General features: G+C 42.9%; 18 protein-coding genes. 5 read left to right on the plus strand and 13 right to left on the minus strand.

Going from position 1 to position 14129, the window contains the following annotated elements; translation table 11 throughout:
* Positions 1-77: 77 nt before the first annotated feature.
* On the plus strand, positions 78-500 hold the full coding sequence (locus NL646_RS15715; RefSeq protein WP_024703427.1) for a DUF805 domain-containing protein: 423 nt from the start codon (positions 78-80) through the stop codon (positions 498-500).
* Between the two features lie 40 nt (positions 501-540).
* Here NL646_RS15715 and NL646_RS15720 read toward each other — a convergent pair whose 3' ends face one another.
* From NL646_RS15720 to glpX, 3 genes are all read right to left on the minus strand, one after another.
* Positions 541-897: a DUF3135 domain-containing protein gene (locus tag NL646_RS15720; protein WP_031832382.1), complete on the minus strand. Its 357-nt coding sequence runs from the start codon at positions 895-897 to the stop codon at positions 541-543.
* A gap of 104 nt (positions 898-1001) precedes the next feature.
* Positions 1002-1616: a metalloregulator ArsR/SmtB family transcription factor gene (locus NL646_RS15725; protein ID WP_005489474.1), complete on the minus strand. Its 615-nt coding sequence runs from the start codon at positions 1614-1616 to the stop codon at positions 1002-1004.
* A gap of 145 nt (positions 1617-1761) precedes the next feature.
* Positions 1762-2769, minus strand: a complete 1008-nt coding sequence (gene glpX / locus NL646_RS15730; protein WP_140316673.1) for a class II fructose-bisphosphatase — start codon at positions 2767-2769, stop codon at positions 1762-1764.
* Between the two features lie 346 nt (positions 2770-3115).
* Between glpX and zapB the strand changes: the two genes are divergently transcribed.
* Positions 3116-3358: a cell division protein ZapB gene (gene zapB / locus NL646_RS15735; protein ID WP_005481417.1), complete on the plus strand. Its 243-nt coding sequence runs from the start codon at positions 3116-3118 to the stop codon at positions 3356-3358.
* Positions 3359-3462: 104 nt separating this feature from the next.
* Here zapB and rraA read toward each other — a convergent pair whose 3' ends face one another.
* From rraA to NL646_RS15750, 3 genes are all read right to left on the minus strand, one after another.
* Positions 3463-3975, minus strand: coding sequence for a ribonuclease E activity regulator RraA (rraA, locus tag NL646_RS15740; protein ID WP_020904308.1), 513 nt, complete (start codon positions 3973-3975; stop codon positions 3463-3465).
* A gap of 76 nt (positions 3976-4051) precedes the next feature.
* Complete coding sequence (locus tag NL646_RS15745; RefSeq protein WP_253664424.1) at positions 4052-4969, minus strand: 1,4-dihydroxy-2-naphthoate polyprenyltransferase; 918 nt, start codon at positions 4967-4969, stop codon at positions 4052-4054.
* Between the two features lie 128 nt (positions 4970-5097).
* Entirely contained in the window at positions 5098-5901 is an 804-nt protein-coding gene (locus tag NL646_RS15750; RefSeq protein WP_253664425.1) for a hypothetical protein, read from the minus strand.
* Positions 5902-6280: 379 nt separating this feature from the next.
* Between NL646_RS15750 and NL646_RS15755 the strand changes: the two genes are divergently transcribed.
* On the plus strand, positions 6281-6937 hold the full coding sequence (locus NL646_RS15755) for an inovirus Gp2 family protein (protein WP_253664426.1): 657 nt from the start codon (positions 6281-6283) through the stop codon (positions 6935-6937).
* A 366-nt stretch (positions 6938-7303) separates the two neighbouring features.
* Here the strand turns inward: NL646_RS15755 and NL646_RS15760 are convergent, their stop codons facing one another.
* From NL646_RS15760 to radC, 4 genes are all read right to left on the minus strand, one after another.
* Positions 7304-8467: a hypothetical protein gene (locus NL646_RS15760; protein WP_253664427.1), complete on the minus strand. Its 1164-nt coding sequence runs from the start codon at positions 8465-8467 to the stop codon at positions 7304-7306.
* Positions 8464-9255 (minus strand): YafY family protein, encoded by a 792-nt coding sequence (locus tag NL646_RS15765; protein ID WP_253664428.1) that lies wholly within the window; start codon positions 9253-9255, stop codon positions 8464-8466. Before NL646_RS15765 ends, NL646_RS15760 begins: the two co-directional genes overlap by 4 nt.
* A 147-nt stretch (positions 9256-9402) precedes the next feature.
* Positions 9403-9834, minus strand: coding sequence for a DUF2787 family protein (locus tag NL646_RS15770; protein WP_253664429.1), 432 nt, complete (start codon positions 9832-9834; stop codon positions 9403-9405).
* The gene (radC, locus tag NL646_RS15775) at positions 9831-10304 is read right to left on the minus strand and encodes a DNA repair protein RadC (protein WP_253664430.1); all 474 of its coding nucleotides are present in this window, start codon (positions 10302-10304) and stop codon (positions 9831-9833) included. Before radC ends, NL646_RS15770 begins: the two co-directional genes overlap by 4 nt.
* Positions 10305-10453: 149 nt before the next feature.
* On the opposite strand from radC, the gene NL646_RS15780 reads away from it, so the two are divergent.
* Together NL646_RS15780 and NL646_RS15785 are read left to right on the plus strand one after the other, a co-directional pair.
* Complete coding sequence (locus tag NL646_RS15780) at positions 10454-10624, plus strand: AlpA family transcriptional regulator (protein WP_257390322.1); 171 nt, start codon at positions 10454-10456, stop codon at positions 10622-10624.
* A 159-nt stretch (positions 10625-10783) separates the two neighbouring features.
* Positions 10784-11008: a hypothetical protein gene (locus tag NL646_RS15785; protein WP_005489715.1), complete on the plus strand. Its 225-nt coding sequence runs from the start codon at positions 10784-10786 to the stop codon at positions 11006-11008.
* A 423-nt stretch (positions 11009-11431) separates the two neighbouring features.
* Here the strand turns inward: NL646_RS15785 and hslU are convergent, their stop codons facing one another.
* The 3 genes from hslU to ftsN all read right to left on the minus strand — a co-directional run bounded on the left by hslU (position 11432) and on the right by ftsN (position 14047).
* Positions 11432-12763, minus strand: a complete 1332-nt coding sequence (gene hslU / locus NL646_RS15790; protein WP_005489452.1) for an HslU--HslV peptidase ATPase subunit — start codon at positions 12761-12763, stop codon at positions 11432-11434.
* Positions 12764-12786: 23 nt separating this feature from the next.
* Positions 12787-13338 (minus strand): ATP-dependent protease subunit HslV, encoded by a 552-nt coding sequence (gene hslV / locus NL646_RS15795; protein WP_005489705.1) that lies wholly within the window; start codon positions 13336-13338, stop codon positions 12787-12789.
* A 163-nt stretch (positions 13339-13501) separates the two neighbouring features.
* Positions 13502-14047, minus strand: a complete 546-nt coding sequence (gene ftsN, locus NL646_RS15800) for a cell division protein FtsN (protein ID WP_005481405.1) — start codon at positions 14045-14047, stop codon at positions 13502-13504.
* Positions 14048-14129: the final 82 nt, after the last annotated feature.

Here is a 14129-nt window from a genome sequence, read left to right on the forward strand (position 1 = left end):
GCTCACGACTTGTTGTTTCTTCCCAAATTAACCCGACTCGGCTAATCTGTATTCTTTCTATTTTTGGATAAAAATTGATGTCGACTAAAGAGTTACTGTTTTCGTTTCACGGACGTATCGATCGCAAAACCTATTGGATTTGGAATGTGATTTACTACATTTCGATTATAGGTTTTGGTGCGGGTATCAGTAAGTTGTTTCCTGCGTTTTCTTACCTGTTACTGCCCATATTCTTGTTGGTACTGCTCATTCCTGATTTGGCTATTACGACAAAGAGATGGCATGACCGCGACAAGTCGATCTACTGGTTAGGCTTGAATATTCCTTTAGTGATTGGTCGCATCGTAACGCCGATGACAAGCCCAATGGCGCAAGAGCCTTCAACGCCACAGCTGTTCATTGCTTCGATTTCATTAATTTGTGGGCTTTGGATTTTGATTGAGTGTGGTTTTTTGAAAGGCACATCAGGCCCGAATAAGTACGGTCCTGAGCCACAGTGATTTATGAATGTGGGAGTCTGCCTAAGGTGTGACTCTCACATCAGTAGAAATCGTTTCTGTTGAAGGCGACTACGTTGTCTGTTTTAACCGACGTCGCTTTTCCTTGTAATGCTTCTCTGAACTTTGTGACTTGTTTTTGTAGTTCATTCATTAACACGACGTTGGTGTGATGAGGGTTTTTACAGTTGCGAATAACGCGATCAATATGGCTTTGCTGAGCCCATAAGCGTGGTTGCATCGTTTCTGATGCGCTTTCTATCATTTCTTTTGCCATCTTGTGGCGAAATTGTTCAAAGCCTTCTGGATCGCTTTCGGCCATCTGAACCAGTTCATCAAATGAGGGTAATACTTGCGTTACGTGAGTGTGTAGAGTTCTCATCCCTTTCTCCAAATCCATATGGATACTCGTGTTCAATACTACAAGCGTACACCACAGGAATCAGGGTAAAGGATGAATCATTGGCCTGTCTCATTTATAAGAGAGAGCGAAAGGGCCGAAATCTAAGCGCGGATTCGGTAAACGCAGCGACGTTGACCGCTAATGATATGCTCGGTACGCTCGACGGTCGTGTCGTCTCCGAGTAAGGACTGGAACACACTCAGTTCAGATTTGCATAAACTAGGGCAACGCGTGGCGGCTTTACAAATCGGGCAGTGATTCTCGATCAAGATAAACCCGTGCTCATCTTGTTCAAGCTCTGCCATGTAGCCTTCTTTTTCGCGCAGAAAAACCAAAGTTTCCAGTTTGCTTTCTAAAGACTCACATTGGTCGAGGTGCTGGCGATAGTTTTGTAAAGTCAGTTTTTCGCGCTCGGAGGTAACTTTGTCGAGGCCATCTTTACCGAAGATGTGTTCCACGGCTTCGATAAATTGGATTGTGAGTTCGCCATGACGATCGGCAAATTGCTCATGTCCCTTCTGGGTTAAAGACCAATGGCGAGTAGGGCGTCCGACTTTTACTTTTACATCGTGAATCGACAGGATTCCATCATCTTCTAAACCTTGCAGGTGCTGGCGAGCACCCATGGTTGTCATCCCAAGCTCAGAAGAGAGTTGTTTTGCAGTGACAGACCCGTCACGCTTAACGATTTGCAATATCCTATCTACGGTCTTCATATTCCCACCATTTGTATTTCCGTACACATTATGCGCGATAGGCTTAGTAAAGAAAAGTATTGACTTAACTTGAGTGGGGGTTTGGTGAGCCAAAAACAAAAAGGGTCGGCACTTTGCCAACCCTTTGCGATGCTGAACACCAAAATTACAGAATGATATCGCGAACTTCTGGATCTTTGCGCTCTAAGTAATGGGTCGACTTGATACGGCGAATGGTTCGGCAACGGCCTCGCACGAGTAGCGTCTCTGTTGTCGCAATATTACCTTGGCGAGAAATTCCCTCTAGCAAATCACCTTTTGTAATGCCTGTTGCTGAGAAGACGACATTGTCGCTGCGCGCCATGTCTTCCATTTTTAGGACGACGTTGGCTTTTACGCCCATTTCTTCACAACGTTGTAGTTCAGCTGCGCCGTAAATACGGTTTTCCTCTGTGTCGCCTTTCACTTCGTGGCGAGGCAGAAGGCGGCCATGCATGTCACCATCAAGTGCGCGAATCACCGCTGCGGATACCACACCCTCTGGTGCACCACCAATGCAGTACATGAGGTCCACTTCACTATCTGGCATACACGTTAGGATAGAAGCAGCAACGTCGCCATCTGGCACCGCGAAGACACGCACACCCATCGCTTGCATTTCTACTATCACATCATCGTGGCGAGGTTTTGCTAGAGTGATGACAACCAGAGTGTCCAACGTTTTATTCAGCGCGCTAGCAACGTTTTCTAGGTTTTCTTGCAACGGTTTTTCTAGATCGATCACGCCTTTCGCACCTGGGCCAACAACCAGTTTTTCCATGTACATGTCAGGTGCTTTTAAAAAGCTGCCTTTTTCACCCGCGGCAAGCACTGCCAATGCGTTCGATTGACCCATTGCGGTCATGCGTGTGCCTTCAATAGGGTCAACAGCGATATCCACTTCATCGCCACCTAGACCAACTTTCTCACCGATGTATAGCATTGGAGCATCATCGATTTCACCTTCACCAATGACAATTTCACCACTGATGTCTGTTTTGTTCAGTAGAGTGCGCATAACTTCAACAGCAGCGCCATCGGCTGCGTTTTTGTCACCACGGCCAAGCCATTTGTAACCAGCGAGTGCTGCACCTTCAGTTACACGAGAAAATGCCATTGCTAAATCGCGTTTCATGATGTCTCCAAGTAAGCAATAGGGAAGAGGAATTTGCGCGGCGATTCTATCACAACGGCAGTTAAACGTTTGCCTTTTTGCTGAGCTTTTACTTTAACTAAGTTGAATTTGATCAATACTTGGGTGATTTTTGTCGCGGAGAGGCGTAAATACCTTGCACAAAAATGCTTCGCCGATAAGAAAAGTCAGCGTTTAGTGAGATTGCGCCGATTTTTTAACCGAATGATGCGAAATATCGAATATAGTGAGTGTTTCTCATCGCGACGCTGAGTAGAATGACCTTATATAGGTAAGCTGCACACCAATCTCGTGCATCGTCCCAACGGAATAACATAGGTAGGCCAAGATGTCTTTTGAAGTACTAGAACAACTAGAATCTAAAATTCAAACTGCAGTTGACACAATCACTCTTCTTCAGATGGAAGTTGAAGAGCTGAAAGAAGACAAAGTAAAACTAGAAGCAGAAGCAAACGAGCTTCGTTCTCAACGTGAAGATCTAGAGCAAAAAGCTCAGCAAGCTCAGCAAGAGCACGCACAGTGGCAAGAGCGCATTCGTGCACTACTTGGCAAAATGGACGAAGTGGAATAATTTCCCTTCTTCATCCAGAATTAAAAACACCCGCTTCGGCGGGTGTTTGTGTATTTGGGTATGAGCAGCGCTTTAGTCAACAAAAGGTGACTGGCTATCGGAAACTACTCTTCGACCGTATCATCTAACTCAAGGTCAATATTAAGTGGCTCTGGAGATAGAATGATGCCAGTGTTGTCGGCGTAGATGTAATCTTCTGGAAGGAAGCTAACGCCGCCGAAGTTTACGGGCACATCTAGCTCACCAATGCCCTGGTTTGCCGCGCCAACGGGAATCGATGCCAAAGCTTGAATGCCTAAGTTCATATCTTCAAGTTCATCTACTTCACGAACACAGCCGTAAACGACTATACCTTCCCATTCGTTTTCTTCCGCAATGGTTGCGATTTCTGCATCGATAAGGGCCTTACGTAGGGAACCGCCACCGTCAATTAACAAAACGCGACCAAGTCCATCTTGCTCTAATGTCTCGCGGATCAACGAATTATCTTCAAAACACTTGATGGTGGTGATTTGCCCGGCAAATGAAGCGCGACCGCCAAAGTTACTGAACATTGGTTCAACCACATCTACCTGATCGAGGTAGATATCACAGAGTGCTGAGGTATTGTATTCCATAGCGTACCTTTCTAAACAGAAATTGGTTGTCTTTGAGTATATCTAGGCATTAAGTCAATGCAATGACAATCCTTTTTTAACTTACTAGAGTTTGAGCTACCACAATTGTTGCAAACAAAACGTTGGTGACTAAAGAGCATTTCACGATGACTGGCATCATTGGTGCTATCTGAGCGGGCTTTTGTGTATGCCAAACAGCTTTACCATGATCGGCCACGAAATAAATACTAAGTAAAAATGGCAAGCTAATCCAAACGGGTTTGTCTTGAATTAACAAGTAAGCCGCAAAGGCAAGGATAGCTCCGCCAAGTAAAATAAAGTGGTACTGTTTGGCTTTACGTTGACCCAAGCGTACTGCAACCGTGCGTTTACCACAGTCTCGGTCGTTCTCTATATCACGCATATTGTTGATATTGAGTACTGCAACGGCAAGTAAACCGCAGCCTAAAGCAGGTAAGAATAGCGAGGTGTCTACGTGACCGGTATGCAAGAAGTAGGTACCGGATACGCCGAGTAGACCAAAAAACAAGAACACTGATATATCGCCAAGCCCCACGTAACCGTATGGTTTACTACCCATGGTATAAGCAATGGCTGCGAGAATGGCCAAAATTCCCAGCCCGATAAAAGTGACAATGCTTTCCAATGAACTTAGTGAATAGAAAACTAACACCAGGCCTGAAATAGCGGTCAGAACGATATTAAAGATAATCGCTTGTTTCATTTGTTTCGCACTTACCGCGCCAGACTGCATCGCTCGCAATGGGCCGAGGCGTTTGTCGTTATCTGTACCTTGAACGGCATCGCCATAGTCGTTTGCCAGGTTGGACAGAATTTGCAGCAATGTCGCGGTTACGAAAGCCATGATGGCAATCGTCAGTGAGAAATGACCCGCCGAGTAGGCGAGCACGCTACCAGTTAAGATAGAGACCAATGCCAGAGGTAATGTTTTTGGACGAGCGGCTTCAAGCCAGATCTGTAGAGATTGTTTCATGGAAATTTCGTGCTAGTAACCAATGTGCCCAGTATAGACATAAATTTTTATGTACACTATTAACTTAAATCAAATAGGAGACGATTAAGTAAACTAATATGAGTATTAAAAGCAATACAGCGAAGTTCCTATAGCCTTAAGAATTCATTATTTATGAGTGATTCTATAACTTTATTTCTTTTCATGTTTTTTGAAATTGATATAGCTTTAAGTTTTTCATTGCTGCTTTCAGATAAGTTTATACAATATTGCTTTTTAGATTGAACTTTATCTCTAAACTTCTTTTGATTCCATGCCTTTTTTATCCTTTTAATAGTAATGTCTCTTTTGTTCTCTTCAATTGTATCAAAAAAAGCGATAATGAAATCTTTTAGGTCTTGCGTTGATTTTTTATTATTCCAAATATATTTAATAACCAAAGGCTCATGTTTAAGTATGTAGCTCCATGCCCATTTTATTTTTTCTTCATCATCTTTCAACCATGAAATGATCTCAGTTTTATCAAGTGATAAATACCACTTTCTTACAATAGCCCTCTCTAGTTCAATATGGCTATGCTTGCTTCTATTTACCTTTCTTATATATGATATTACCCAGGCTACTCTTTCTTTAAAACTGCTTCCATTTGGATTCAATGATATTTTCCCTGATGGTTTTTTTTGAATATAAAACCATGAAAAATTACAAAATCTTTCATTTTTTCTTATTTCATTTTTTATATATAAAATTGAATTATATTTTTCTTCTATTTCCCCGACAATCCTTTTGCAATCTTCGAATGAATATGATTTAAGAGCGGCATTTATTATACTTTCATTTTCTTTAATACTTAATGATTCTTCCCATACTGCTCTAATATCATGTGTTGATAGCTGACGAGCATAGAATCTTCCCATAGTTTCATCTTCAATTTTGACATTGTAATTTCCCATAATTAAACCCTCTGAAATGTTAATGTATAGCAACTAGTATCTTATATTTACTACAATGTAGTTTCAATCTATTTGGATTTGTGCCTATAAAACTACAATGTAGTTTTAGCCGGAGATGTAAGTTAAACGCTGACATTAACTAATTCCTCATGGTTGTCGCTAACTTCAGAGTCGCTCTTTTGCATCTGTTATACAGGAGGCTTAGACTGAACTCTTACCCGATATGTTGGTATGGTTAATATACATACATAACACATACTTAAAGAAGTACTCATATCCTAGATACCACTACCTTAGTAGAATTAGTATGCTCTCCTTAAATACCATGTATTAAATAACACAGTAATTCATATCTTTGGATTAATACCAAAGAGAATGAATGATGATTTATACTTACAAAGGTTTAGAGGTTCTTTATCCGGTCAGTGAACTCAATACACACTATCTAGATCGGATCATATTAACCATGTCTAAAGCATTAAAAGACTATAAGAGAGTTCATGCGTTAAGACTGGATTTGAGACTTCCTGTTTCTGATAGTGAAAAAGATATACTTCGCAGAGATGAGGTTTTGAACAATACATTTAATCAAAAAAACATAATTAAACGATTCTTTGAATCATTGAAGGCAAAAATAAAAGCGCAAGAAAAAAGAATGAAAGCGAGTGAGAAAAGGGTATATCCATGTCACCTACGATATGTTTGGTGTAGAGAAAGAAATAAATCTAACAATGACCACTATCACCTTGTCCTGTTTTTTAATAAAGATAGATATTTTAGTAGCGGTTATAGAGATAATGAAGAGAGTTTAGTAAGACTCATTATGGATGCATGGAGTAGTGCACTAGGAGAGTATGTTGATAATGCAGATAGGTTGGTTCAACTTGTTTATAAAGGTACACATTACTTAGATCAAAATAAATATGACTTCGAGAATAAATACCAGGCCCTCTTTACAAGACTCAGTTACTTTGCCAAAAATAGAACGAAGCATTATGGTGAAGGAAAACGTTGCTTTGGAACGAGTCAAGGATGATAGCCAATATACACACCTGTTTAGTATTTCGAAACGTGATTGCTCTTTAGATTGATTATAAGTGTAGAGATAACTGGAATAGCATATAGCCTCTTAGTTTCAATCTGCCATTCGGAGTATACTAGATAAGCACACAGCATTGGGTAGTCCGGTCATGCGCCGCTGGTATATTGGCCTCGATAACAACAGTAGTGTTAATGATATCCGTCCTCAGGACCCTACGTCTGTGTCAGTGTAAATGCCGTCTCACGTACTTAGTTATTCATGTATTATTTCTGAATACGCTTCGTTGTGCTCCATAATGACATTGGGAGTCTGACAAAAAAATAGGAAGCTAGGCCTCCTATTTTTACGATCTGCTGAAGATTACTGTTTGGTTAGAGTAACACATGCATCGTAGGTAAAGTTAGCAGGTGCAGGTTTTACCGTGTTGATGGTAACGCAGTCATCGATAGTTGCGTCGATGTTTACGTCAGTTAGACGGTACCAAATGCTAACACCACTATCAGTGTATTCAATCGATGCGATTTCACCGTGTTTGAATTCACCAATAACTTCGAATGTCATAGGACGACCTTGGTAGTCGATAGCACCAACGCCAGCAGGTACTTCTTCACCAATAGATTCTTCAGTTGCAGCTAGTGATAGCCCAGAGGTGTAAGCGAATACAGGCAAGTCTTTGTTAGGTAGCACGCCGTCACCATCGATGTCGATGAAGTAATCCACGTGTGGAATATCAAAGTCTAGACCGTTGTCTGCGTAGTACTTCTGAGTATTTTCATAAGCGGCAGTTTTGTATAGTGCGAGGCTGTACTGGGTTAATGCTTGTTTCATCTCTTCAAACTGAACGGACTTAGGCTCTAACAAGACCTGACCAATTTTCTCGATTTGTTGCTCTAACGTGAGTCCGTTTTCGGTCGCCATGGTTAAAGTACTTGCAGAGATAACGAGCAGCACAGTGCTGGTATCGCCAGCGTTAGAAAGGTTGACGTTATAGAAGTTAATATCGTCTGCCCATTGCGCAGGGTCATAACTGTAAAGGCTTAGCAGCTCAGAGGTGGTTTCATGTACCGCCTCATCAAAGGACTGTCCGGCTTGTACCTTTGCCATGATACTGGCTTTCATGGCCGCTGTAGCAACATTGAAGTTCACTTGTGTCGTCGCGTTCATATCGACAAAAGCGCTCATGCGCATCTGTTCATCACTTTTTCCTGTGAGCTCATTAAAGTAATTTCCCTGTGCAACGAGCTCGACATAAGGCGTATTGAACCGCTCATTCATGTTGTAATTACCTTCATAGTCCTCGATTTGAGTGGTGTACGAGGTATCGGTCTTTTCTAAGTCTTGGTTAAGTTCATAGGCAGTGACGACGGAGCCAGGTTGTAGAGGGCCTTTCTGTACAGCACCACCAAATTGATACGGCTGTCCTAAGTCGTTATGGTCGCTCCCGCCAGAAGAGCCTCCACACCCGATTAAGGCGAAAGGAGCGGAAAAGAGAGCAGTGGTAAGTAGGGTTTTAGATAGGTTCATTCTATTTCTCCATAGTAAGTTTTAGAGGGGACTATTGTGTTGAATTCAAGATGAGAGCTAGCGATATCAAACAGCTCTTGAACTTCAGAGGCGAGCAGAGTTGCATCCGTTTGAAGTTCAAAGCGAAAGCTCGACATGGTGGCCTCCTGGATGTTGCTAAGAGGTAAGGTGTTCAACTTGGTATGCGTGTGTGTACGCCAAACGAGATAAGGGCTGCCGTGATGGAGTACGAGACTTATTGGTTGAACGTTAGCTAGGCGTAGAGTGCCGTCTCCTTTGTTTATCTTTAATGAGATAAGACGTTGTTGAAGTGTCGCTAGACATACAATCTGAAAAATTTGGATATCGACTTGAGTGTGTTTACTCAATGGGGGTGGGGCTGTGATAGGAACTTTGGATGACCAATGATTTTGTATGTTATTGATGTCTTCAGGAGTTATGTTCGAAAGGAGGTCATCTAAGAGTGGAGCAAGGCTGCTAGGCAGATGATGCTTGGTTGACTCTATGAGCCAATAGATCAATACCGCTTCGTGAGCCGTCGTGCTCATCTTCAGAGTTTCGGTTTTTTGGTAACCAAAGGGTTTGTCTCTATCATCCACCATTACATTGGGAAACATGGCACAGATAGCGGACAGATTACGTTGGATAGTACGCAAGGAGCGCTCTAAACCAAGCGGGGACAGTTGAGCTTGAATTTGCCTGGCGGTGACTTTCTTATTGTAAGGAATAAGGTTGTAAATCGCCAAGATAAGCTCAAGGTGATACTGAGTTTGGTTAGGTTGCGTCATGGTCAGTTCAACAAGGTTCGTTCTGTTGGATATGACAATATCAAAAAGGCGCGACAAAGCTTGTCGTATCAATATTTTAAGCGGAAATGATACGACGCAATTTGTCACGCCTGCGTCATGAAGTGTCGTGATTAAGGGGGCAGAGGCTTACTTTCCAACGATGGATAAATCGATCTCGTCAAAATCCATGCTTGAAAGATGTCGAGCGAACGTTTTCATCCATACCTGAAGAAGGTCGATTACTTCTGGATGTTCAAGGTTTACCGCCCCTGTATCGGGCTGATAACACCATCCCTTGGCAAGATGAAAGTACAGTTCAGGTTGAACGTTGAGCGCGCTCTCAAAAGGGTAAGAAAAGCTGATAAAGAAGACAATCTGCCAGGGCTCTGAATTTGCAGTGCGTTGGAACTGCACTTCAACAGGATGAATACCTCGGCCATGGCGGTAGTAGCTTAATTGGCGGCAAGTTAGGAGCAACTGTTTGGCATTGTCAGGTAAAGAGTACCCCTTCAATAGATTTTCCAATAGTTGATGCAATTGTGGCGCTAAAGAAACACCACCATAAATTGTGTTGATCATAGCCACCCCTTTTCTGCAAACGAGACACTACTTTCTCCTACAACGATATGGTCAAGCACCCTGACATCCACTAACGCTAAAGCGTCGATAAGCTTGCGTGTGATACGCCTATCCGCTTGAGATGGGGAAGGGTCACCAGAAGGGTGGTTATGCGCCAGAATGACCGCCGCAGCATTTACTTCCAAAACGCTTTTGACGACCTCGCGCGGATAGACGCTGGCGGAGTCAATGGTGCCTTTAAAGAGTGATTTAAACTCGATGACACGGTGTTGGCTATCAAGTAATAGCAGAGCGAAAACCTCGTGCTCCGAGCTGGCTAGTTTGAATCGAACATACTCTTTGGTTGCTTCAGGGTTACAAAGGGCATTACCTCGAACGTAGCGGTTAGCTAGGATTTCAGCAGCATGCTCTAGGATTTCATTTTCTTGATGTTTCTTTTGTTTTTGGTAGTGAAGGTGATTGCTCGACATAGGTCCTCCAAGTGTTAAACGATAGGTACTTCACTAAGAGGACATATATCTGAAAGTAATTAGATTCAGAGTGAATAAGAGTCCTGAACGTTTTTTCTAACCCACAGCGTTATCCCATGGGTAAATGAATTAGGAGTAGGTCCCATGAGATTTTAAAGCCGAAAGAAGTGATGGAAAAGACTGAATTAAGCCGATCGGCTATCTACCGAAAAATGAACGATGATGCTTTCCCGAAGTCGGTCAACTTAGGTGACCGTGCGGTGGCATGGGTAGAAAGTGAAGTAGATGATTGGATGGAGAGCATTCTATTGACACGTTGATGTGAGGGAAGTCAGCTACTTTGATTTGAGCTATTTATGAATATATATCATTTAGTTGAATGACCTTTTATTACGATAAACGAGAAGTTTCAAAGTGTGTTATTCAATCGAAAGGGTTGCCATCGACAACCTTTTTTACTTGTTAATAATGGAGTTTTTATGTCTTTGTATCAAACGCTTGGTAAGGCAATTACAGGAACTGCGAGTGTTGCTGGTGTGATCACTGCTGCGCCAGTATTTGGCCCGAAAGGAACAATTACATCTAGTGGCATTGTTGTGTCTGTGTTGGTTGGAACGTCAGCGGCATTGATTGACCAAGCTGTGCAATCCACACGTTTGCAATGCCCTACTGTCACAGCTAACGAATATTGTGACGAAATATAAGATACAAAACCTTTAATTATATTTGTTTCAGGTTCTATATTTGAGAGTCCATGTCTGAGTACGCTTTCTTTATTCAGGAAGAGGAATCATCTAATTGATATTAAACATAGATTTCGATTAGTTGCCTAAAAGTTCTCATCCTACAATAAGGTGAAAACGCGTGTTAGATGGCGCTACGAGATTAGAGTAAACTTAATTTGTTATCCATAGAGGTATAGGCATTGCGCTCTCATCGTCTATGGATATTTTTTTTGAAGTTTAGTATCATTTTCGCGTAGATAAATAAAGCCATTACCCCAGAGCCACTCCTATTAAAAGTAGTGTTATGGTAATGGCTTAAATGAACTTAAATTAGCCAAATGAAAATTTCCAAAAATGTACATTTACACTAGGTCATTCTATAGGCTAATTGATTCTTACTATTTACAGAATAAAGCGACTTAGGTCTTCGTTTTCGATCGTATCACCTAAACGTTCTTTAACGTAAGCAGCATCAATCACAAACTTAGCACCAGATTGCTCTGCTGCATCGTAAGAGATTTCGTCCATCAGACGTTCCATCACGGTATGTAGACGACGAGCACCAATGTTTTCTGTGGTTTCGTTTACCGTCCATGCCGCTTCTGCGATTTGCGTGATACCGTCTTCGGTAAATTCGATATCGACGTTTTCTGTCTTCATCAGCGCAATGTATTGTTCAGTCAGCGACGCTTTAGGTTCAGTCAAAATACGTTTGAAGTCGTGGCTGCTCAGTGCTTCCAATTCCACACGGATTGGCAGACGGCCTTGCAGTTCTGGAATGAGATCAGATGGCTTGGCAACTTGGAATGCACCGGATGCAACAAACAGAATGTGGTCTGTTTTTACCATGCCGTGTTTTGTCGAAACGGTACTGCCTTCAATCAGAGGAAGTAAGTCACGTTGCACTCCTTCACGAGACACGTCCGGGCCAGAGCTTTCGCCACGTTTACAAATCTTGTCGATTTCATCAATGAAAACAATACCGTTGTTTTCTACGTTGAAAATCGCGGCTTCTTTTAGCTCTTCTTGGTTTACAAGTTTTGCAGCTTCCTCTTCTGCCAGCGCTTTCATCGCGTCTTTGATTTTTAGCTTACGCTTTTTCTTGGTGTCGCCGGCAAGGTTTTGGAACATACCTTGTAGCTGGTTGGTCATTTCTTCCATACCAGGAGGTGCCATGATCTCCACACCCATTTGAGGCGCTGCTACATCGATTTCAATCTCTTTATCGTCTAGCTGACCTTCACGGAGTTTTTTACGGAAGATTTGGCGAGTGTTTGAGGTGTCTTCTTTCTGCTCGACTTGACCCCAGCTATCGCGTGCCGGTGGCAGTAGTGCATCGAGAATGCGCTCTTCAGCTTGCTCTTCCGCGCGGAATTTTACTTTTTCCATCGCTTGTTGGTGGGTCATCTTCACTGCGACATCAGTCAGGTCACGAATGATGGTTTCAACTTCTTTACCAACGTAACCCACCTCGGTGAACTTTGTTGCTTCGACTTTGATGAATGGCGCATTGGCTAGTTTAGCAAGACGACGAGCAATCTCTGTCTTACCAACACCAGTTGGACCGATCATTAGAATGTTCTTCGGTGTGACTTCGACGCGCAAGCTTTCTTCTAGTTGCATACGACGCCAGCGGTTACGAAGGGCAATCGCAACCGAACGTTTTGCTTTGTCTTGACCAATGATGTGACGGTTCAGTTCATGAACGATTTCGCGAGGGGTCATTTCAGACATATTCTTTCCTTACTTCGTTACGATTACGCGGCTGGAGTTTCAGGCTCTGCAGTTGAGTCTAGTTCTTCTACGGTGTGGTGATGGTTGGTGAATACACAGATATCACCAGCGATGTTCAGTGCCTTTTCCGCGATTTCACGTGCATCTAAGTCAGTATTTTCTAAAAGTGCAGTTGCGGCTGCTTGTGCGTATGCACCACCAGAACCAATTGCAATCAAATCATTTTCTGGCTGAACGACATCGCCGTTACCAGTGATGATGAGTGATGCTGTTTCGTCTGCAACAGCAAGCAACGCTTCTAACTTACGAAGAGCTCGGTCGCTGCGCCAGTCTTTTGCCAGTTCTACGGCTGCTTTCGTCAGATGGCCCTGGTGCATTTGTAGTTTGCTTTCAAAGCGCTCAAATAGGGTGAAGGCGTCCGCTGTACCGCCAGCAAAACCAGCAAGCACTTTATTGTTGTATAGGCGGCGAACTTTGCGCGCGTTACCTTTCATGACGGTATTGCCTAGAGATACTTGGCCATCACCCGCGATGACGACTTTGTTATTTCGACGTACAGATACAATGGTAGTCACAGTCGACCTCTTAATTATTTCTCTTTGGATTTAATTCAGTATATGGGGGAGAGGAACTTGGGATTCAAGGGGAGGGCGTTTTTCACATTTGCTAACGCTGATGATGCCAATAACACGCGAGGAATAAAAAGACCAACAGCGAATGCGGTTGGTCTTTGTGAGATTAGAAGTTTTCTTTCCAAATTGCGCACGGTTCGATTTTCGCGCGTTGCAACTTGTGGCGATCTTTCTCTGCATCGCGTTTGAACTTGTACGGGCCAAGTACAACACGGTACCAAGAACTGCCTTCTTTCTTACGAATTTTGCTCGAAAGACCTTGGAAAGCAATAGCCAGTTTTCGTTCTTCGGCCTGCGCTTGGGTTTTGTAAGCGCCACACTGCATTACGTATGGGATTTTAGATACTTCGATTTCTTTAGCGACGACTTCCACTTCTCGCTTGGGTAAAGATTCGACGTATTCCCACTTCTCTTCAGGTGGTGGTGGCAAATCCTTTTTCGGCTTTGGCTTACTGACGGTCGTGGTAGGTTGTTGAACCACGGGTGGTTTCGGTTCTGGATCGTTACTTAATAAATACAGACCATAGCCAAAACCGCCCACAAGCAAGATTGCAAGTAGACCACTACGCCAAGGTTTTCTTTTGGGAGGTTGTTTTTTTGTCGACTTTTTTGGAGCGCCTCGCCCCCGTCTCACATAATCTCTGTTTGCCACGGTTACTTCTGGTCATCAAGGATTCTTCCAAATATGGTAATCCAGAACGGGTCGAGAAAACACCCTATTGATGTAATCTTGA

Source organism: Vibrio sp. Y20_XG_PY13 (assembly GCF_024181925.1).
GTDB classification, from domain to species: Bacteria; Pseudomonadota; Gammaproteobacteria; order Enterobacterales; family Vibrionaceae; genus Vibrio; species Vibrio parahaemolyticus.